This window comes from Olleya sp. YS, from assembly GCF_029760915.1.
Taxonomy (GTDB): Bacteria; Bacteroidota; Bacteroidia; order Flavobacteriales; family Flavobacteriaceae; genus Olleya.
In genome coordinates this window covers 183,923-203,980 of the sequence record NZ_CP121685.1, presented here as the reverse complement: position 1 = coordinate 203,980, position 20,058 = coordinate 183,923, and the positions used below count along the sequence as shown (strand labels likewise).

Annotated in this window: 16 protein-coding genes; 4 read left to right on the top strand and 12 right to left on the bottom strand. The window is 32.7% G+C overall.

The window, feature by feature from the left end:
* The 5 genes from Ollyesu_RS00960 to Ollyesu_RS00940 form a co-directional block, all read right to left on the bottom strand.
* Nucleotides 1-528, bottom strand: a complete 528-nt coding sequence (locus Ollyesu_RS00960; protein WP_279301950.1) for an RNA polymerase sigma factor — start codon at nucleotides 526-528, stop codon at nucleotides 1-3.
* An 84-nt stretch (nucleotides 529-612) separates the two neighbouring features.
* Nucleotides 613-1,170 carry a superoxide dismutase family protein gene (locus tag Ollyesu_RS00955; protein WP_279301949.1) on the bottom strand — a complete coding sequence of 186 codons (558 nt, stop codon included), beginning with the start codon at nucleotides 1,168-1,170 and terminating at the stop codon, nucleotides 613-615.
* Between the two features lie 67 nt (nucleotides 1,171-1,237).
* A complete protein-coding gene (locus tag Ollyesu_RS00950; RefSeq protein ID WP_279301948.1) occupies nucleotides 1,238-1,723 on the bottom strand; it encodes a YdeI/OmpD-associated family protein in 486 nt (161 codons plus the stop codon).
* 1 nt (nucleotide 1,724) lies between these two features.
* Nucleotides 1,725-4,946, bottom strand: coding sequence for a hypothetical protein (locus Ollyesu_RS00945; RefSeq protein ID WP_279301947.1), 3,222 nt, complete (start codon nucleotides 4,944-4,946; stop codon nucleotides 1,725-1,727).
* Between the two features lie 122 nt (nucleotides 4,947-5,068).
* Complete coding sequence (locus tag Ollyesu_RS00940; protein WP_279301946.1) at nucleotides 5,069-5,365, bottom strand: hypothetical protein; 297 nt, start codon at nucleotides 5,363-5,365, stop codon at nucleotides 5,069-5,071.
* Nucleotides 5,366-5,503: 138 nt separating this feature from the next.
* Here Ollyesu_RS00940 and Ollyesu_RS00935 point away from each other — a divergent pair, with 138 nt between their 5' ends.
* Together Ollyesu_RS00935 and Ollyesu_RS00930 are read left to right on the top strand one after the other, a co-directional pair.
* Nucleotides 5,504-6,631: a VWA domain-containing protein gene (locus Ollyesu_RS00935; protein WP_279301945.1), complete on the top strand. Its 1,128-nt coding sequence runs from the start codon at nucleotides 5,504-5,506 to the stop codon at nucleotides 6,629-6,631.
* A 110-nt stretch (nucleotides 6,632-6,741) separates the two neighbouring features.
* Complete coding sequence (locus Ollyesu_RS00930) at nucleotides 6,742-8,208, top strand: magnesium chelatase (protein WP_279301944.1); 1,467 nt, start codon at nucleotides 6,742-6,744, stop codon at nucleotides 8,206-8,208.
* Between the two features lie 36 nt (nucleotides 8,209-8,244).
* Here Ollyesu_RS00930 and Ollyesu_RS00925 read toward each other — a convergent pair whose 3' ends face one another.
* Nucleotides 8,245-8,901 (bottom strand): hypothetical protein, encoded by a 657-nt coding sequence (locus tag Ollyesu_RS00925; RefSeq protein WP_279301943.1) that lies wholly within the window; start codon nucleotides 8,899-8,901, stop codon nucleotides 8,245-8,247.
* Between the two features lie 18 nt (nucleotides 8,902-8,919).
* The gene (locus Ollyesu_RS00920; RefSeq protein WP_279301942.1) at nucleotides 8,920-11,322 is read right to left on the bottom strand and encodes a TonB-dependent receptor; all 2,403 of its coding nucleotides are present in this window, start codon (nucleotides 11,320-11,322) and stop codon (nucleotides 8,920-8,922) included.
* Between the two features lie 181 nt (nucleotides 11,323-11,503).
* Between Ollyesu_RS00920 and Ollyesu_RS00915 the strand changes: the two genes are divergently transcribed.
* Nucleotides 11,504-12,550, top strand: coding sequence for a histidine kinase (locus Ollyesu_RS00915; protein WP_279301941.1), 1,047 nt, complete (start codon nucleotides 11,504-11,506; stop codon nucleotides 12,548-12,550).
* Nucleotides 12,547-13,275 carry a response regulator gene (locus Ollyesu_RS00910; protein WP_279301940.1) on the top strand — a complete coding sequence of 243 codons (729 nt, stop codon included), beginning with the start codon at nucleotides 12,547-12,549 and terminating at the stop codon, nucleotides 13,273-13,275. The genes Ollyesu_RS00915 and Ollyesu_RS00910 overlap by 4 nt, the downstream gene beginning before the upstream one ends.
* Before the next feature lie 3 nt (nucleotides 13,276-13,278).
* Here Ollyesu_RS00910 and Ollyesu_RS00905 read toward each other — a convergent pair whose 3' ends face one another.
* The 5 genes from Ollyesu_RS00905 to Ollyesu_RS00885 form a co-directional block, all read right to left on the bottom strand.
* Nucleotides 13,279-13,851 (bottom strand): YdeI/OmpD-associated family protein, encoded by a 573-nt coding sequence (locus Ollyesu_RS00905; RefSeq protein ID WP_279301939.1) that lies wholly within the window; start codon nucleotides 13,849-13,851, stop codon nucleotides 13,279-13,281.
* Between the two features lies 1 nt (nucleotide 13,852).
* The gene (locus Ollyesu_RS00900) at nucleotides 13,853-15,496 is read right to left on the bottom strand and encodes a M1 family metallopeptidase (RefSeq protein WP_279301938.1); all 1,644 of its coding nucleotides are present in this window, start codon (nucleotides 15,494-15,496) and stop codon (nucleotides 13,853-13,855) included.
* A gap of 6 nt (nucleotides 15,497-15,502) precedes the next feature.
* Entirely contained in the window at nucleotides 15,503-16,834 is a 1,332-nt protein-coding gene (locus Ollyesu_RS00895) for a M28 family metallopeptidase (RefSeq protein ID WP_279301937.1), read from the bottom strand.
* A gap of 133 nt (nucleotides 16,835-16,967) precedes the next feature.
* Nucleotides 16,968-18,776 (bottom strand): acyl-CoA dehydrogenase family protein, encoded by a 1,809-nt coding sequence (locus Ollyesu_RS00890; protein ID WP_279301936.1) that lies wholly within the window; start codon nucleotides 18,774-18,776, stop codon nucleotides 16,968-16,970.
* A 26-nt stretch (nucleotides 18,777-18,802) separates the two neighbouring features.
* Nucleotides 18,803-19,993, bottom strand: a complete 1,191-nt coding sequence (locus tag Ollyesu_RS00885) for an acetyl-CoA C-acyltransferase (protein WP_279301935.1) — start codon at nucleotides 19,991-19,993, stop codon at nucleotides 18,803-18,805.
* Nucleotides 19,994-20,058: the final 65 nt, after the last annotated feature.

The following is a 20,058-nucleotide window of genomic DNA, read 5'->3' as shown; positions in this document are numbered from 1 at the left end:
TTATAATACGGCTTCTCTTAATTCTTTAATACAATTTCTGTTTCGTGTTTTTATAGTCCCTATTGGCATATCTAACTCTTCTGAAGCTTCTTTTTGTGTGAAACCTTTAAAGTATAATAGCTCAATAACTTCTATACATTTTTTAGCCAGTTTATTAACAAACTTTTTGATGCCTATTGCATCTGTTGAATCATCTAAACTGTCTTGTGATTGTATAATATCTACGAAATAATCGGAGTTAAGGTTTTTACCTGAATTTTTAAAAGACTTGGATCTGGTTTTATCTATCGCTGCATTTCTGGATATGTTAATTAACCATGTAAAAAAACGTCCTTTTGTTACGTCATAACTATCGGATTTATGCCAAGCTTTAATAAACACATCTTGCATGACTTCTTCTGCTATGTCATTATCTCTAACAATGTTGTAGATAACACCATGCATACTATCTTTATACATATTATAAAGTTTCTCGAAAGCTTTTTCGTCTTTGTTTTTAAATTGTAATACTAAAGTGTCTAAATCCATAAATATTTAATGTTGTCCGAATATATCAATAAAACATAAAAAAATCGCCATAAAGCGATTTTTTTTAAATAACGTTTATTGTTTTTATTTTATAATGCCACCACAACTTACACGTCCACCAGCTGCTCCTGTAGGTTGTGTTGTAAAGTCGTCTGTTCCTGCATGCACTATAATAGCTTTTCCTAAAACATCTTTGTTTTTGTCACTACAACCAATGCACCATTCGTCAGTTTTAAGCATAATCATAGCATGACCTTCCGCATCTGCTTCTAAATTACCAATATCACCTTTATGATAACCTGCTGAGCTTCCCCATTGTCCATGAGGTGCTCCTGTAGGGTTCCAGTGTCCACCTGTAGATTTTCCATCATCAGAAGAACAGTCAGCTTTTTCATGAATATGAATAGCGTGTGTGCCTTGCTCTAAACCACTAATCATCGCAGTAAATTTGATTTGACCATCTTCTTCTGTGAAAACAGCATTTCCGGTTACATTACTTCCGCTTTTAGACTCTAATTTCACTTTAACTTTTTTAGCAGTTTCTGCTACTGTTTTTTCTGTTTCTGGTGCAGTTTTATCTTTTTTACAACTTACTGTTATTACTAAAGTAAGTGCTAATAATATTAAGTTTATTTTTTTCATTTTTATAGTTTTTTGGTTTAATCTAGAAAGTTAAGCAGATATTTATGCTTTTGCAAATTACTTGCTATTAATTAATTTTAAATAAAAGTTTTAGGTCAGTGATTCCTCTTTTTAAATTATCTGTCATTATTATAGATTTATCTACTTGTTTTTGAACATTTTTAAGACGTTTAATAGTATATATTATACTACGTTGTTTACCAGGAGTCAAGCTTTCAAAAATTTTAAAAGCCTCGTAATCACTCAGTAAAACAGCGTCCAAAGATTCAGGCATTTCTACACCATATTTGGATTGGTCTTCAAATAATTGAACAGTAAAATAGTCGTTTATATAAATCCCTAATTCTTTTTGTTTTGCTTTACTAAAATACGTACGGATTAAACCTGTCTTTTCTTTTTTGAGTGCTGCGTGATAATCTATGGAATGCTCATTATGGCTAGCTTTAATTTTAACACGACTCAAATGTTTATCTAAAAACGGTTGTACGTATTTTTCAGGAATTATAATACTGTATTGATCCGCTAAAGTAACTTCAAAAGGGATGCTTTTCATGTTAATCTAACTTAAACATTTTTATCTCGTCAATACCTTTGGTCATGTTTATATTACTAATAGTTTGGTAATAAGGCTTAAAGGTTTCATTAAAAAAGCTATTAGTTTTCTCTAAAGCTGTATTTAAATCGGTTTTTGCATGCTGCATTAATGTTTTTTCGGTAGTTGTTAAACCGGTTTGTCTAGAACCAACATACCATGACGCAGCACCTAATCTATCATTAACGCTTATGTCTAAAGTTTTTGTAATACCTTGACGTTTATCTTCTTTACCCACAAATACATCAATAATTTCATTAATTTCTTTGATAATATCTTTGGATGCTTGTATTTCATCTTTGTATTTTTCTTTATCTAAATCTGTTAATTCAGTTTTATATTTTTCTACTAATTTTTTATTTTTTAATAATTGATTTGTAGCATCAGCAGCAATTTGACGCATACTTTCAATTTCTTTTAAAGCAGCATATACGTCTTCTATATTTTGTGTTGAAACTTCTAATCTAGGATCTGAAGCAACTATTATAGTTGTTTCATCTTTTTGATCTCCATACTCTAAAACAGCTTTGTAATTTCCGGGTTTTACAGAAACTCCAGAGGGTTCAGATTTACGTTTTCTAATAGTTCTAGACGGTCTGTCTCCACCTTTTTCATCCATTCTCCAAGTCCATTTGTGCAGTCCTTTTTCTTTTGGAACTTTACATTTTAATGTACGAATTAAGCGATCTCCATCATATATTTTAAGTGTAATGGAATCCCATTTAACATCATTATTATTATTATTATTATTATTCCTGTTTTTAGCTTCATTATCTTCTTTTTTATCTTTTTCCTGGTCTTCTATTGCAGGTTTTACAGGATTAACAAAATAGGTGAATTGTGCACCACCTCTTCTGTTTTCGCCATTAAACATCGCATCTGCACCAAAACGACTTCCTGTTGGTTGTTGGTAAGCAGCCTGATAGGCAGTAGGAGGAGAGAAGAGTTTTATTTTATTATTTATTACCTGTTTGTTTTTTGCAATAGCACGTAGTGGTCTAATATCATCCAAAATCCAAGCAGCTCGTCCAAACGTACCAATTACCAAATCGTGTTCTCTTGGATGAATTACTAAATCTTTAACAGAAGTTGTTGGAAAACCATTAGTCCATTTGGTCCATTTATTTCCTGCATCTATAGAGACATATAGTCCATCATCTGTCCCTAAAAACATCAAATTGGGTTCTTCCAAATCTTCAACTATTGCTAGTGCGTAACTTTTTACATCATTTTCATCTACGATACGTTCCCAAGTTTTTCCATAATTCTTAGTTCTGTAAGCATAAGGTGTGTAGTTGAAACGTCTATAATCGTTGGCAATTAGTAAAGCTTCACCTTTATTTTTATTACTAGCTTTTATTTGTGGAATCCAACTTCCCTTAGGTAATCCTCTCAGGTTATTAGAAACATCTTCATACGTTTGTCCTCCATTTTTTGTGATGTGTACTTTACCATCATCGGTACCAATCCAAAGTACATCTTTTTCTACTGGAGAAGGCTCGATAACTAATATGCTACAATGGTTTTCTGCACCTGTTGCATCCATTGTTATTCCGCCACTTTCATGCTGTTTTTGCTTGTCTGGATCGTTTGTAGTTAAGTCAGGTGAGATAACTGTCCAAGTCAATCCTTTGTCGGTAGATTTATGTACAAATTGACTTCCAAAATAGATGGTGCTATTATCAAAAGGGTCAATATTAATTGCACTATTCCAATTAAATCTTAGTACTACATCTTTATCTGGATGTGTTGGTTTTACACCATAATTATTACCAGTTTGCCAATCGTATCTGCTAACATAACCTTGTTGGCTCATAGACCATCCATAACGTGAGTCGTCTTTATCTGGTACGACATCAAAACCATCACCAAAACTAATTTCTTGCCAATAGCTATTACGTATACCTTGCGCACGCCAAACGTAAGCAGGACCTCTCCATGATCCATTATCTTGCATACCACCATAGACGTTATAAGGAAACTCATTATCAACATTAATATGGTAAAATTGAGCAATAGGAAGATTACCAATAAAACGCCAATTCTTACCGCCATCTTTGGTAATATTCATTCCACCATCATTACCATCTATCATAAAATTACCATTAGTTGGATGAATCCACCACGCATGATGATCTGGATGTACACCATTACTAACACCATAAGCTGGCATAAGTTGTTTGAAGTTTTTTCCGCCATCTTCACTAACATTTACATAGGTGTAGATGGAATAGACTCTGTTTTCGTTTTGTGGATCAACATAGATTTCAGAATAGTAAAATGGTCTGTTGCCAATGTCTGATTTATCATTGACTTTTTTCCATTTAAAACCACCATCTTCACTTCTGTAAAGTGCGTTTTTTTTAGCTTCAACTAACGCATAAATAATATTAGGCTTGTTTCTTGCAATTGCAACACCAATTCGTCCTAATTCACCTTTAGGAAAGCCTTCTTTATCTGTTATTTTGGTCCAGTTTTCTCCTCCATCATGAGTGATATGTAAACCAGAACCTGCTCCTCCAGATTTAAAAAACCAAGGATCACGCTTATGTTCCCAAAGGGTAGCAATTAATTTATTAGGATTGGTTGGGTCCATTATTAAATCTGCAGCACCAGTTTTATTATTAGCAAATAGTATTTTTTTCCAAGTTTTACCACCATCAATAGTTTTATACACACCACGTTCTGGGTGTTCTCCCCAAGGACTACCAATTGCAGCAGCGTAAACTACGTTAGGATTTGTAGGATCTATAATAACGCGATGAATGTGACGCGTTTTTTCTAATCCCATTAGAGTCCAAGTTTTTCCTGCATCTAACGATTTATATATACCATAACCACCATTTAAACTGTTTCTTGGATTACCCTCTCCTGTTCCTACCCAAATAACACTAGGGTTGGATTGTTGGATTGCTACAGCACCAACAGAGGCGGTCGCTTCCTTATCAAAAACAGGTTCCCATTGGATACCTCCCGAAGTCGATTTCCAAAGCCCACCAGAAGCTGTACCAACGTACATGATGTCTGGATTACTATGTACTACGTCAATGCTAGTTACACGACCAGACATACCTCCTGGACCAATGTTTCTAGGTTTCATATTTTTGACTAAATCCATTGAGAATTCCTGAGCAGAAAGTAATGTTAAGCAGAAGAAGATTGTAAGCGTAAATAATTTTTTCATCGGTTTTTTTTTGTAAGCCATGAAGATAAAAAAAATGCAAGACATTAAATCTTGCATTCTAACAAAAAAGATAAAAGTTTCTTTTTTAACTTTTGTGTGCTTTAGTAGTATTAATTGTCAGTTTACTGATTTTTAAGCTCAATATCATCCATAATTTTAATAATACGTTCTCTAATAATTTTACGCTCTTTAGGATCTTCAACTTCTTCGAGTGCTTTCTTAAAATACTCTACAGCAGCTTCTAAATTTTCAAATCCTTCTTCAACATATTCTGTAGCATCTTCTATATTGTCCGCATGAGTCTCCATTTTTTCTTGGTGTTCCTCCATTTCATCTACTAATTTTTCTGACGCAGACTCTTTACAAGACATGTTAAGTGCTAACGCAGCTACTATAGGAATTAATAATAGTTTTTTCATTGTGTTTTAGATTTTGGTTATGTCAAACAATTTAAAACATTTAAAACAAATGCTGAAATTATTTAGTACTCAATTTTTTTTGAGGCTTTAACAAACTATTAAAAATTTTTATAAAATAAAGCAGTATTTTTATAGTGCATGAAAAACGAAAAATTAAATAGAAAAGGGTTTGTGTTTAAACCTTATTCTTCGCCTTCGCAAACCCCTTTTGAAAAACTCTTTGATGTTTTTAAAGAGTTGATTACACATACTTCTGGAGATTTTGATGAAGCTATAGATTGGCTACGAGAATTGGATAAAGAATACAATTTAACTACTCCTGATTATACCATTGAAGATTTTATTGAAGACTTAAAGGACAAAGGTTATATAAGAGAAGAGATTAAACCTGATGGTAAAAAAGGAACTTCTATTACAGCTAAAACCGAACGTGCCATTAGACAATCGGCTTTAGATCAAATATTTGGAAACATCAAACGTAGTGGTTCTGGAAACCACAAAAGTAAAGGTGTTGGCATAGGAGACGAACATACTGGTGATTTTAGAAACTACCAATTTGGTGATGCTTTAGATAAAGTGTCTATGACCGAAAGTCTTCGTAATGCACAAATAAATAATGGTATTGGAGATTTTAAATTAACCGAAGACGATTTGGTTATAGAAGAAACGACTCACAAATCGCAGATGAGTACGGTTTTGATGATAGATATTAGTCACAGTATGATTTTATATGGAGAAGACCGAATTACTCCTGCAAAAAAAGTCGCTATGGCTTTAGCCGAATTAATTACAACACGTTATCCAAAAGACACCTTAGATATTTTGGTTTTTGGTAACGATGCTTGGCCAATAAAAATTAAAGATTTACCATATCTAAACGTTGGACCTTATCATACTAATACAGTTGCAGGCTTACAATTAGCTATGGATTTATTACGCCGAAAACGCAACACCAATAAGCAGATTTTTATGATAACTGATGGTAAACCAAGCTGTTTGCGATTACCTGACGGAACTTATTATAAAGACAGTAATGGTTTAAATCCTTACATCACTAATAAATGTTACGCACAAGCGCAGCAAGCTAGAAAATTGCATATACCAATCACTACGTTTATGATTGCACAAGACCCATATTTAATGCAATTTGTAGAAGAATTTACGCATGCCAATCAAGGAAAAGCTTTTTATACAGGATTAAAAGGATTAGGCGAAATGATTTTTGAAGATTATGAAACTAATAGAAAAAAACGAATTAAAGGATAGGGGTTAGTTAAAAGTGAAAAGTTTTTTTTCACTCTAATGAATAATTTTTTGAATAATTAAAACAAAATGTCACATCGAGCGCAGTCAAGATGTCACAAAAGAAAAAATATATGAATATAAAAGAAATAAAAACTTTAGGAGATTTAAAAAAAGCTGAATACCAAAGCAAATCTATTAAAGACGAATTAAGATATAATTTAATTGAAAAAATACAAAATAAAGAAACCACGTTTAAAGGTGTTCATGGTTACGAAAACACTGTAATTCCTGAGTTGGAACGTGCTATTTTATCACGTCATAATATCAATTTTTTAGGATTACGTGGTCAAGCCAAAACACGCTTAGCACGTTTAATGCTGAATTTGTTAGACGAATATATTCCAGTAGTTGAAGGTTCAGAAATTAATGACGATCCACTACAACCAATCTCGCGCTTAGCAACCGAATTAATTAAAGAAAAAGGTGATGCTACACCAATTACTTGGTTACATAGAAGCGAACGTTTTGCTGAAAAACTAGCCACACCAGATGTTACAGTTGCAGATATTATTGGCGATGTAGATCCTATAAAAGCTGCTAATTTAAAATTGAGTTATGCAGACGACAGAGTCATCCATTACGGAATGATTCCACGTGCTAATAGATGTATTTTTGTTATTAATGAGTTACCAGATTTACAAGCTAGAATACAAGTCGCTTTATTTAATATTTTACAGGAAGGCGATATTCAGATTAGAGGATTTAAGTTGAGATTACCACTAGATATGCAGTTTATCTTTACAGCAAATCCAGAAGATTATACTAATAGAGGTAGTATTGTTACGCCTTTAAAAGATAGAATTGGCTCACAGATTTTAACCCATTATCCTACAGATATCGAAACCGCAAAAATCATTACGCAACAAGAGGCAAAATCTGATGCACTTCAAAAAGATAACATTCACGTTCCAGAATTGGCTAAAGATTTATTAGAGCAAATTGTGTTTGAAGCTCGCGAAAGTGATTTTATTGACGAAAAAAGTGGTGTTAGTGCGCGATTAAGTATTACTGCTTTTGAAAATTTATTAAGTACAGCAGAGTTACGTAGTTTAAAAGCAGGTGATAAAACAACAACGGTCAGATTATCTGACTTTTTAGGAATTATTCCAGCCATTACAGGTAAGGTAGAATTGGTGTATGAAGGTGAGCAAGAAGGTGCAGCACAAGTGGCTTATAATTTAATTGGCGAAGCAGTAAAAAGTTTGTTTCCAGAATTTTTTCCAAAAATAGAAAAACTAAAAAAACAAGAAGATGACAGTCCGTATGACGATATTGTCTCATGGTTTTTTAATAATGCTGAAGGCTTCGAATTATTGGATGATTTACGAGATAAAGAATATAAAGCCTTACTAGATGCAGTATCACCTTTAGATGATTTGTTAGGCGAGTACCAACCCAAATTATCAAAACAAGAAAGTTATTTTGTAAAGGAATTTGTGCTTTGGGCTTTAGTAGAGTATAAGCAATTAAGTAAATATAGATTTACAGAAGGATTACAATTTAAAGACCCTTATGGTAGTTTTATAAGCGGTATTTAATAAAAAAAGGGAAGCTACTGCTTCCCTTTTTTTTTATTATTTTTTGGGATCAAAAACCCACCATGTTTCACCATTATTTGGATTGTAACTTAATTTAATTAAGCCATAGTCAGAATAAATCAAATATTTATTTTCAATTTTTAGTGTCTTACCATCTAATGTCGCCATCATCTTTCCATCTTTGTACGACGCTTTTATACCATTGCTGAATTCAAAAGTTGCATTGTAAGTGTTAAGTTTTTCAGCTGACGGAAGCAATGTTTTTTTCATACTTATGCCACCTGTATAGGTTACTTCACTATTGTTATCCTGACTATCGTTTTTTGATTTATTGTTCTGACTAGTTTTACTCTTTTTTTTATGTTTTTTTAATGCTACAAAATATTCTTTATTGTTTTTTATTTCTAGTTTTCCTTCCGTAAGCTTATAAGTATTATAAGATTTTTTATAAGGAGGAAACACAGTTAATGTATAAGACTTATCAATTATAAATTCTCGATTTGATGATGTGTCACTGTAAACCACTTTGCCTTTTTCGTCTTTAAGTTTAAAAGTTGTACCTGGAGGATACTTTATAAAATCGTCATTATTATTGCTTCTTGTAATTTTTAAATAGTCATTTTGACTAAATGCTAGATTTGATACTAGTAAAAAGATTAAGGTCATTACTGTTGTTAAAATTTTTGTTTTCATAGTTTTTATTTTTAATTATTAAATTCTGTTTTTTTCGTCTTCAAGACCTGTATTTCTTTTTCTTGCTTTTTTTACATCATCTCTACCAAAATTATAGGATAAGTTAAATCTTATTTGTCTACTGTCACCACCACCATTTCCTAGGATAACTAAATCTCCAAATTGCGTGTCACCACGCCAAGGAGATGTAAATAATACATCATTAAAAGCTAATCTAGCAGTTAGCTTGTTGTCTATAAACTTTTTTTGAATGGCTAAATTTAACGAGCCTAAACTTTTGGTTTGGTAGGTTCCTCCCCAAACTGAAGGCGAGCTGTACCAACCTGACACTTCTGCTTTGAATCCTTTTGGTAACGTAAATGTGTTTTGCGCATATAAGCTTAAGGTGTTTTGCTCTGTAGAGATAAAATCTGGGTTAGTAGCTTCGTAAATACTTTTAAACGCATTTACACTAAAGTAAATACTCCACCAATCATTAAATTTGGTTGGATACGAAATACCTAAGTTAAATATCTTTTGGTTGGCTACGTTTCTTGAAGTTAAGAAGTTTTTGTCTTCTCCGACTGCTTCTGTCACTTGTGCAGAAAAATCTTTAACAAAACTATAGCTTATAGATGTGTTTAATCTATAATTAAAAGTGTGAGATAATTTTAAATTATCTGTGTATTGTGGTTGTAGAAAAGGGTTTCCTTTACTAAAAGATAATTCATCTATATTATACTCAAACGGATTTAAACTTCTGTAGTTAGGTCTAGCAATACGCTTGCTGTAAGTTAAGGCAAGACTATTTTTTTGATTCACTTGATAAGTTATTCCTCCACTTGGAAACCAATTGGTATATTTTCTTTTTACTCTATCATTTTCTGTGTTTTGAGTACTTGTTAAAATACCATCAGACTGTGTTTGCTCAACTCGCATACCTAGTTGAACATTTAATTTTTCAAAGCTTCTATTATAATTAAAATAGGCTGCATTGATACGTTCGTCATAATTAAAATCGTTTGTGCGATCTTCATTTAGAATATCTTGCCCATTTATTCTATTGTAAAAATCAAACTGATTGTCTGTATTTATTTTAGAGTATTTAACACCAAGTCCAATTTTTCCTTTTAAAAAAGAGGTTTCAAAATCAGCTTTAGCTGTAAAAATATTAATGTCTATTGGTGTTATCATGTAATTAATAGTCTCACTTATTAATTGTGTTTCATCACCATTAAAATATTGGTTAGGTTGTAGGTTGGTTCGATCATTTCCATATTTACCAAAATCTACATCTATGTTAAGTGACAAATCCTTTTCGGTTTTAAATCTATAGTTAAAATTAGAATATAGGTTGGAAGATGTATTATCTGTAAAACTGCCTGCAACTAAAACTTCTGTTGGAGTTTGATTACCTTGAGGTGTTATAGGCGTTCTGGAATTGGATTCGTTATTATTATCACTAAAATTACCTGTAAGTATGACACCAAAAGTTGATTTTTTATTGGCGTAGTAATCAAAACCTATCCTAGCATTGTTATTATTGTTACCATAAACGCTTTCTGTTTTAGCATCAAAAATGGTGTTATTTTGCGTACGATACAGGTTTATAAATCCAAAACTGTCTCCAAAACTATTGCTGAATGATCCATACAAACTTGTTTTTTTATTCCTATTATTAAATGATACAGACGTGTTGTATCTACCAAAATCGCCATAGGTTATTCCGCTAGAAATACTACCATTAGTTCCAAGACTTTTATCTCTTTTAAATTTAATATTAATGATGCCAGCATTACCTTCTGCATCGTATTTTGACGAGGGTTGTGTGATAATTTCAATAGCATCAATATCTGTAGCTTGAATTGTTTTAAGGTAGTTTACCAAATCCTCGCCTCTTAAAACTGAAGGTTTATCGTCTATATAAACTAGCACACCAGCTTTACCTTCAACAATTATAGAGTCATTATTATCAATTAAAACTCCAGGAGCTTTACGAAGTAATTCAAACCCAGAATCTCCTGTAGCGCTTATCGTGTTTTGTACATTAAACACTGTTTTATCTGCTAAAACTTGTACCATTGGTTTTTCTACTTCTATAACTACTTCATCCAATGTCTCTGTGTCAGTAGACATGACTATAGTATTAAAATCCTTAACGTTGTTATCAATTTTGAAACTATCTGATAGATAGGTTTTAAACCCTAAGCTGGAAATTTCAATGATATAAGTTCCATTTTCTATAGTACTTATTACGAAGTTTCCGTTATCTTCTGTAATACCAGCTTTAACAAATTTTTCTTTGTTTAAAGTGTAAATAGATACAACTGTTGCAGGTATTGGAAGTGATTGGTCGTCTACTACTTTTCCTTTTACGCCTTGTTGAGCGACAACTGTTATACTTATAAGTGATGTTGCCAATATTATCAATAGATTTTTCATGATACTTGTTTTTGTTGATACAAATATCTAGAGAAAAACAATTTTATAAAATCCAGAATCGTCCAATTGAACTATAAGCAGTTAAATGGGAATAGGACAACTAAACTTAAAATAGGACAACTCAGCGATATGTAATATTAAATATTAAAGTGTATTTTTAAATTTGATGAAACTTTTAAAAATGAAAAAAATAACTAAAACAGAAATTATAATAATTTTTCTATTCTATCTGTTCTTTTCAGTTTTGTACAGAATTGTATTATGGTATAGTGCAAATAATTATGCATCAGAAGGTTTTTGGGGATGGGCTAAACTTAGAGACTATTGGTACATGTCTGGTATGCAATACGTATTTTATTTTATAGCGTCAATATTTATTTGGTTTATTGGTGTTCACCTTTTAAAACGTAAAAAAACTATAGTTCAAATAGGTGTTGTGGTACTGTTAATTCCCATAATTGTATTTATAATTAGAGAATCTAGATATGTTTTTCTTGATAGTATAGGTATTTGGCACTTAGGAGGTGCGGGTGCAGTTTGGGATTGGTACATTCCATCACTATTTATGATGATTCAGTTTGGGTGTTTTTTTGCCTATCGCTACTTTAAAGAAAATCAACAAAAGTTAAAAATTGAAGGCGAGTTAAAAACTGCTGCATTGAAAAGTGAATTATCAGCTATTAAAGCCCAATTAAATCCACACTTTTTATATAATATTTTTAACACCATTAGTGCATCAGTACCAGCTGAAAACGAAAAAACACGACATATGATTGCTGAGTTATCAGACTTGTTTAGATATCAACTTAAAGCATCTCAAGTCGAAAAAGTAACCATCAAAGAAGAATTAGAATTTGTCAAAAAGTATTTGGCTTTAGAAAAAGAACGTTTTCAGGATAGGCTTCATGTTAACATTGAAGTTGAGGACCATATTAAAGATGAATTAATACCTCCAATGCTATTACAACCTTTGGTAGAAAATTCAATAAAACATGGCTTATCGTCTTTGATTGAAGGAGGAACTATTACTATTTCAATAAAAAAGAAAAACAATCAATTAGCATTTGAAATTTCTGATACTGGAATTGGAGTTGAAAATAAAGAAGCGGTTTTTAATAAGGGTATTGGTTTGACAAATACAAGATTACGTTTAGAAAAAATGTATAATACCACTTTAAAGTTATCAAACAACACTCCTAAAGGTTTAAAAATCAGTTTTGAAATATGAGGAAAGTAATTATCATAGACGACGAAGCTGCTGGTAGACAATTAATTAAAGAGTATCTTGAAGACTTTCCAGATTTAGTATTGTTAGGTGAAGCCAATAATGGAGTAGATGCAGTAAAGATTATAAACGAGTTTAAACCAGATCTGGTCTTTTTAGATATCCAAATGCCAGGAATGACTGGCTTTGATGTTTTGACACATTTAGAAGAATTGCCACAAATTATTTTCTCTACTGCTTATGATCAATATGCTTTAAAAGCGTTTGAGGTACATGCTATAGACTATCTTTTAAAACCTTATACTAAAGATCGTTTTAAAGTAGCTGTTGAAAAATCTAATAAAAGTAACCATACTAATAAAGCTAGACCCTTAGCAGAAAGTTTGTTATTAGAAACTACTAAGTCACCAGAACGTATTTTAGTACAAAGCCAAAATAAATTGGTGACCATTGCTTTGGAAGATGTTGTAAGGATTGAGGCTTATGGTGATTACTCTAAAATAATAGTAGATAACAAAACATATTTAAGTAATTATGGCATATCTACATTGGAAGAAAAACTAAATAATACTATATTCATAAGAGTGCATCGTTCCTCAATAATTAATTTAAACAAGGTCAAAGAACTTAATAAATATACTAAGAGCTATGATGTAACTATGCTTAATGGTGACGTACTAAGAGTCAGTAGAGGCTATATGGATAATATTAAAAAATTAATGTTTTAGCTATTACCAATTACTTCTGGATTTAATATTGGCTTCGCAAAGTTTTATAATCTCTGCGATTCTTTTTTGTCTAGTTGTCTCACGTTTAGCTTGATTTAACCAATACAAATAGCTTTTTCTGTAAGAAGGTGCAAAGTTGTTGTAGTTTTCAAATGCTACAGGATTAGCATCAAAAGCATGTTGTAATGCTTCTGGAACAATACCATTTTCAACATCATCTAAAGCTGTCCAACTACCATTTTGTTTACCAATTTCGATAATAGCATAACCACTTGGATGCATTAAATTTTTAGCTTCTAATTCTTTAATGTACTTTTTGTTAAGTGCGCTCCAAACACTTTTTGGATTACGCTTACAAAAATATTGTCTACGTTTTCCGTTACCTAAACTTTTTACAGTACTATCAATCCAGCCATAACACAAGGCGACTTTTACTGCTTCTTCCCAGCGCATGCTTTTGTTTTTATGACCTACTTTATAAAAGATAAGGTAAATGCCTTCATCGTTTGTGTGATTAACATGTAACCATTCGCGCCATTCTGTATCAGATTCGAAGTAATATTCTTGAAGCTCCATTTTAAATTGCTTTCACTTCGATATAAAAATCTCTATCTATTTTGATTTCAGGAATTTTAGATTTTAATTTTAAAGTTTGATTTTTTGATGAAGGGTTAATCCATTGTGTTTGTCCATCAATTTCAACTTGTATTGGCATTTTAAAATCTTCAACAATATTATTCCATTTATAAGTGAGCTTTTTATCTTCAATTTTATATTCTAAAACAGGGATTTTTGTACTTCTTAAATACTGATTAAAAAAGCCTTTCAGCTCTAAGCCAGATTGTTCTGCTATATAGTTTTCAATTTGTTTTGTAGTAACGGTTTGATGATAGAAGTTTGAATTTAAACCTCTTAAAATCTGTCGCCATTTTTTATCATCATCCACTAACTGTCGTAAAGTATGCAACATATTAGCACCTTTGTAATACATATCGCTAGAGCCTTCATTATTGACATTGTATTTACCAATTAAAGGTTTATCATTTTGAATATTTGCACGTGTACCTATTACATAGTCTGCAGATGCTTCTTTTCCATAATAATAATCTAAAAATAAATTTTCAGAATAGGCTGTAAATCCTTCATGAATCCACATGTCTGCAATATCTACGTTAGTTATATTATTAGCAAACCACTCGTGTCCAGCTTCGTGAATAATAATAAAATCGAATTTTAAACCCCAACCAGTTCTTGATAAATCGTTACCTAAATAGCCTTTCTTATATTGGTTTCCATAGGTAACAGAGCTTTGATGCTCCATACCTAAATAAGGCACTTCGACAAGCTTAAAGCTATCTTCATAAAAAGGGTAAGGTCCAAACCAATGCTCAAATGCTTTCATCATTTTTGGTGCGTCTTTAAAGTGTTCTTTGGCTTTATCAAGATTGTCTTTTAGAACATAATAATTGAGATCCAGATCGCCTTTTTCACCTTTATAAACTTCTGAGAAATTTTCGTAATCACCAATATTAATATTTACACCATAATTATTAATTGGATTACTTACAAACCAATGAAATGTAGTTGAGTTTTCTTTTTCTTTAACGTTTCTAAGTCTCCCATTAGATACATTGGTTAATCCTTTTGGCACTTCTACGCTTATTAGCATACTATCAACTTCGTCATACATATGATCTTTGTTTGGCCACCATACGCTGGCTCCTAAACCTTGACAGGACGAGGCTACAAAATGATTTCCATTATTGTCCTTTTTCCAAGAAATCCCACCATCCCAAGGAGCGCGAACTGCTTCTCGAGGTGTTCCTTCATAATAAGCTATAACACTATTTATGTCACCAATGTGTTGCTGATCTTTTAGTGTTACAAAATGCGCATTTCCATCATGTTTTATGTCTAACGATTTTCCGTTTTGAGTCACTTTAGTTAATACTAGAGGTGGTTGCAAATCGATTTGTAAAATTTGGTTTGGTTGTAATACTTTATACTGAATGGTGTTTTCTCCCGAAATGGTTTTGTCGTCTGGGCTGACTGTAATATCTAAATGATAATACGTTAAATCCCACCAGTCTCGCTCAGGTGTAATACTGCCACGTAATGTGTCTTGTCTTGTAAAATTTTCTTTCTCTTGAAGTAATTGTGCAAACATTGTATTAGCCATCAAAAAAGCTAACATAATTAAAGAAAATGGTGTGTTTTTCATTTTTTATTATCTAAAGATTTTATTAGGAAATACAACTGGACTTTCAAAACCGTCTTTACCTACAGAAGCAATCCCAAAGAAATAGTTATCAATAACAATACCATCTAGCATAAATTCTGATACATCACCAACATAACGACTGTTATCCCAAGTAGGAGAGGTGGTGTCACGCCAATAAATTTTATAACCAACTGCACCTTCTACTTTATCCCATTTAAGTTTAACTGAAGGTTCAACAATACCACCAATAGCAACTGTTTTAGGAGCAGGAGGTGCCCAAGCTAAGCTAGCTAAATTTATGGCGTTAACTGCTGTTAATTTTTTGGCGTAATCAAAATTAACATGCTCTATGACATCTCCATATTGTATACCATCTTCTTCTCTAATATCTTGATGTTGTTGTGTGTAATTTTCATGAGCTTCCATGATTCTGATTCCAGCAAATCCTAAGTCGTTAAACGGTCTATGGTGTCCACCACGTCCAAAGCGATCTAATCGGTAAACCATCATCGGATTCATTTCAGGCATGTAGGTTTTTACGTTTTTATGCACATAGCGTGCTAGTTGACGCGATATTCCATCAATTTCACCACCATAAAAACGTCTTAAAGTACGTTCGCGTTCAGTTTCGGTAGGAGGAACAGGTTCTGAGAAAATTCTAAATGTGCGATTATCTATTACGCCATCTACACCTTTGATGTTTCCTATCATGTCGTTATTTAAAATTCCAATAATGTCCCATCCTTGTTCTTGAGCATATTTTGCTAATCCTGCACCACCAAATAATCCTTGTTCTTCACCAGATAAACCAACATAAACAATGCTGTTTTCAAATTTATATTTTGACAGTACTCTAGCAGCTTCAATAGTTCCTGCCATGCCAGAAGCATTATCGTTTGCGCCTGGAGCATCTTTAGTAAACTCCATAGTATCACTACCTCTGGAGTCGATATCACCACTTATAATAATGTAGCGATTTGGATATTTTGTTCCTTTTTGAATAGCAACAACATTAACTATCCAAGCATCATGAGGCACACGACGATTCCCCTCTTTAGTCACAAAATCTTTTTGATAAAACGTGTTTAAGCAGTTATTACAGTTTTTGGAAATGGTTTCAAATTCCGATTTTATCCAACGTCGTGCTGCACCAATCCCTCTGGTTTCTGAGATAGTATCACTAAACGTATTCCTAGTACCAAAATCGACTAATGTTTGTATGTTTTTCTCGATTCGTTCTGCTGAAACAGATTCGATTATATCATATATTTTTTGATTAGTTTGAGCTAAGGAAACTGAAATTGAAAGTAGGAGTATAGGGAGTATTAATTTTTTCATTTTGACTAATTTTCTTCTAAATTAATGAAAATTAGAAAACCACTCCAACAAGGGTGGTTTTTTTAACGAAATAAAAAAGCTGTTTCATTATAAAACAGCTTTTTTAGGGGTAATTAAAACTAAAACTTAACTATTAAAAGCAGTATTTGTTTTCTGCTTTAACTTTTTCTGCTATTTCAATACGTAAATCTACGATATCTGGATAGTTAGCATATTTTGTAAAACGCTTAAGACCCATTAGCATCATACGTTGCTCATCACCTTCTGCAAAAGAAATAATACTTTCTTTTCCTTTTTCTTCAACAGTATCTACTGCGTGGTATAAGTATAATTTAGCCATAGCGATTTGTGCAGATTGTGCTTCTTCACCAAAACGTTTTGCGTTTTTCTCTGTTCTTAAAATTGCAGATTCTGCCATATAGATTTCAATTAAAATATCTGCAGCTGCTATTAATAACTGTTGGTGATCTTCTAATTGTGGTCCGTATTTTTGAACTGCTCCACCAGCAACCATTAAAAAGGTCTTTTTTAGCTTTTTAATCATTTCTTTTTCTTCTGAAAATAATTCAGAGTAATCAGGTGTGTCAAAAGATGGTATACCCATTAATTCTTCCTGAACTGCTTGAGCTGGGCCTAATAGGTCAACATGCCCTTTCATTGCTTTTTTAACAAGCATTCCAACCGCTAACATTCGGTTTATCTCATTAGTACCTTCGTAAATACGAGCGATACGTGCGTCTCTCCAAGCTGCTTCCATTGGTGTTTCTTCAGAGAATCCCATTCCTCCAAATATTTGGATTCCTTCATCTGCACAATTCTGTACATCTTCAGACACTGCAACTTTTAAGATAGAACATTCTATTGCATATTCTTCAACACCTTTTAATTCTGCTTCTTGATGTGTGTTTCCACCAGCAACTCTTAAAGCTATTCTGTCTTCTATATTTTTTGCAGCTCTGTACGTTGCAGACTCTCCAGCATAAGCACTAGCAGCCATTTCTGCTAATTTGGTTTTAATAGCACCGAAGTCTGCAATAGGCGTTTTAAATTGTTTACGCTCGTTAGCATAATTAACAGCAGTTGTTAAAATTCGTCTTTGAGAATCTAAACATGCAGCAGCTAATTTTATACGACCAACGTTTAGTGCATTCATGGCAATTTTAAATCCTTCACCACGACCTGCTAACATATTTTCTACAGGTACTACACAGTCGTTAAAAAATACTTGTCTAGTTGAAGATGCACGAATACCTAATTTATGCTCTTCTTCACCTAAAGTAATTCCATTAGGGTTTTCTGGGTCATATTCTACGATAAAACCAGTAATATTTTTATCATCTTCGATACGTGCAAAAACAATCATCAAACTACAGAAACCTGCATTTGAAATCCACATTTTTTGACCGTTAATTTTGTATGATTTTCCATCTGCACTTAATTCTGCGGTTGTTTTACCAGAATTTGCATCAGAACCTGCACCAGGCTCTGTTAGACAGTATGCACCAAACCACTCTCCAGTAGCTAGTTTTGGCACATATTTTTGTTTTTGTTCTTCGGTACCATATAAAGTAATTGGCATCGTACCAATTCCTGTATGCGCACCAAAAGCAGTACTAAAAGATCCAGTTCCAGAAGAAATATAATCACAAGTTAAACACGTGGAAACAAATCCCATTCCCAATCCACCATAGGCTTCAGGAACTGCAACTCCTAAAAAGCCAAGTTCTCCAGCTTTACGCATCACGTCTTCTGTTAATGCATAATCTTTAGCTTCAAATCTATTTTTATAAGGAATAATTTCGCGGTCATTAAATTCCATTACCGCTTCTTTCATCATGTTTTGCTCTTCTGAAAAATCTTCAGGAGTAAAAATGTCTTCACAATTTGTTTCTTTTACAAGGAATTGCCCTCCTCTTAAGATGTCTTTTTCAGTTGCTTCCATTTTATTATTTTGTATTAAGTTTTTTATTAGTTTAAAAATTCGAATATTCCACAAGCACCTTGCCCAGTACCAACACACATAGTAACTGCACCATATTTACCTTTCATGTCTTGCTTACGCATTTCATCAAAAAGTTGTACAGATAGTTTAGCTCCTGTGCATCCTAATGGATGACCAAGTGCAATTGCACCACCATTGACGTTAATAATATCAGGATTAAGGTTTAATTCTCTAATTACAGCTAATGATTGAGAAGCAAACGCTTCATTTAATTCAATTAACGCTAAATCGTCTTGTTTTAAACCTGCTTGTTTTAATGCTTTTGGAATGGCTTTTACTGGTCCAATACCCATAATTCGAGGCTCAACTCCTGCAGCAGCATAGTTTACCATTCTTGCAATTGGTTCTAAACCTAGTTCTTTAACCATATCTTCACTCATAACCATTACAAAAGCTGCGCCATCACTCATTTGCGATGAATTACCAGCTGTAACACTTCCTCCAGCAGCAAATACTGCTCTAAGTTTTGCTAAAGCTTCAAGATTAGTTCCTTTACGTGGACCTTCATCCTTAGTTACTGTGTAAGATTTGGTTGCTTTTTTTCCGTTTGAATCAATATAAGTTTGTTCTACTTCAATTGGTACAATTTGATCTTGAAAACGATTTTCAGCTTGCGCTCTTAATGCTTTCATATGTGAATTGTATGCAAACTCATCTTGATCTTCACGAGATACTTTAAACTGTTTTGCAACAGCTTCTGCAGTATTTCCCATTCCCCAATAATAATCTTCATGACCAGATTTTACAACGTCGTAATTTAATTCTGGTTTAAAACCTGTCATTGGTACACTACTCATGCTTTCTGCACCACCAGCAATAATACAATCTGCCATTCCGGCTTGTATTTTTGCAGTTGCCATACCAATTGTTTCTACTCCAGACGAACAAAAACGGTTAACAGTTACTCCAGGAACATCTACAATATCTAATCCCATTAAAGAGATTAAACGTGCCATGTTTAAACCTTGAGAGCCTTCTGGCATTGCGTTACCAACAATCACATCGTCAATACGTTTTGGATCTAAATTAGGCAGTTCCTTCATCATGTATTTGATAGTTTCTGCAGCTAATTCATCAGTTCTTTTAAAACGGAACACGCCTTTTGGTGCTTTACCAACTGCTGTTCTGTATGCTTTTACTATATATGCTGTTTTCATTTTTATTTTAGTATTTAGTTTTTAGTAATTAGTAGTTAGTGATTTTCTAATCCCTAATTACTTTT

Coding starts and splice junctions, on each gene's coding strand:
- Ollyesu_RS00960 (WP_279301950.1), bottom strand. CDS start 528: ATGGATTTAGACACTTTAGTATTACAATTTAAAAACAAAGACGAAAAA.
- Ollyesu_RS00955 (WP_279301949.1), bottom strand. CDS start 1,170: ATGAAAAAAATAAACTTAATATTATTAGCACTTACTTTAGTAATAACA.
- Ollyesu_RS00950 (WP_279301948.1), bottom strand. CDS start 1,723: ATGAAAAGCATCCCTTTTGAAGTTACTTTAGCGGATCAATACAGTATT.
- Ollyesu_RS00945 (WP_279301947.1), bottom strand. CDS start 4,946: ATGAAAAAATTATTTACGCTTACAATCTTCTTCTGCTTAACATTACTT.
- Ollyesu_RS00940 (WP_279301946.1), bottom strand. CDS start 5,365: ATGAAAAAACTATTATTAATTCCTATAGTAGCTGCGTTAGCACTTAAC.
- Ollyesu_RS00935 (WP_279301945.1), top strand. CDS start 5,504: ATGAAAAACGAAAAATTAAATAGAAAAGGGTTTGTGTTTAAACCTTAT.
- Ollyesu_RS00930 (WP_279301944.1), top strand. CDS start 6,742: ATGAATATAAAAGAAATAAAAACTTTAGGAGATTTAAAAAAAGCTGAA.
- Ollyesu_RS00925 (WP_279301943.1), bottom strand. CDS start 8,901: ATGAAAACAAAAATTTTAACAACAGTAATGACCTTAATCTTTTTACTA.
- Ollyesu_RS00920 (WP_279301942.1), bottom strand. CDS start 11,322: ATGAAAAATCTATTGATAATATTGGCAACATCACTTATAAGTATAACA.
- Ollyesu_RS00915 (WP_279301941.1), top strand. CDS start 11,504: ATGAAAAAAATAACTAAAACAGAAATTATAATAATTTTTCTATTCTAT.
- Ollyesu_RS00910 (WP_279301940.1), top strand. CDS start 12,547: ATGAGGAAAGTAATTATCATAGACGACGAAGCTGCTGGTAGACAATTA.
- Ollyesu_RS00905 (WP_279301939.1), bottom strand. CDS start 13,851: ATGGAGCTTCAAGAATATTACTTCGAATCTGATACAGAATGGCGCGAA.
- Ollyesu_RS00900 (WP_279301938.1), bottom strand. CDS start 15,496: ATGAAAAACACACCATTTTCTTTAATTATGTTAGCTTTTTTGATGGCT.
- Ollyesu_RS00895 (WP_279301937.1), bottom strand. CDS start 16,834: ATGAAAAAATTAATACTCCCTATACTCCTACTTTCAATTTCAGTTTCC.
- Ollyesu_RS00890 (WP_279301936.1), bottom strand. CDS start 18,776: ATGGAAGCAACTGAAAAAGACATCTTAAGAGGAGGGCAATTCCTTGTA.
- Ollyesu_RS00885 (WP_279301935.1), bottom strand. CDS start 19,993: ATGAAAACAGCATATATAGTAAAAGCATACAGAACAGCAGTTGGTAAA.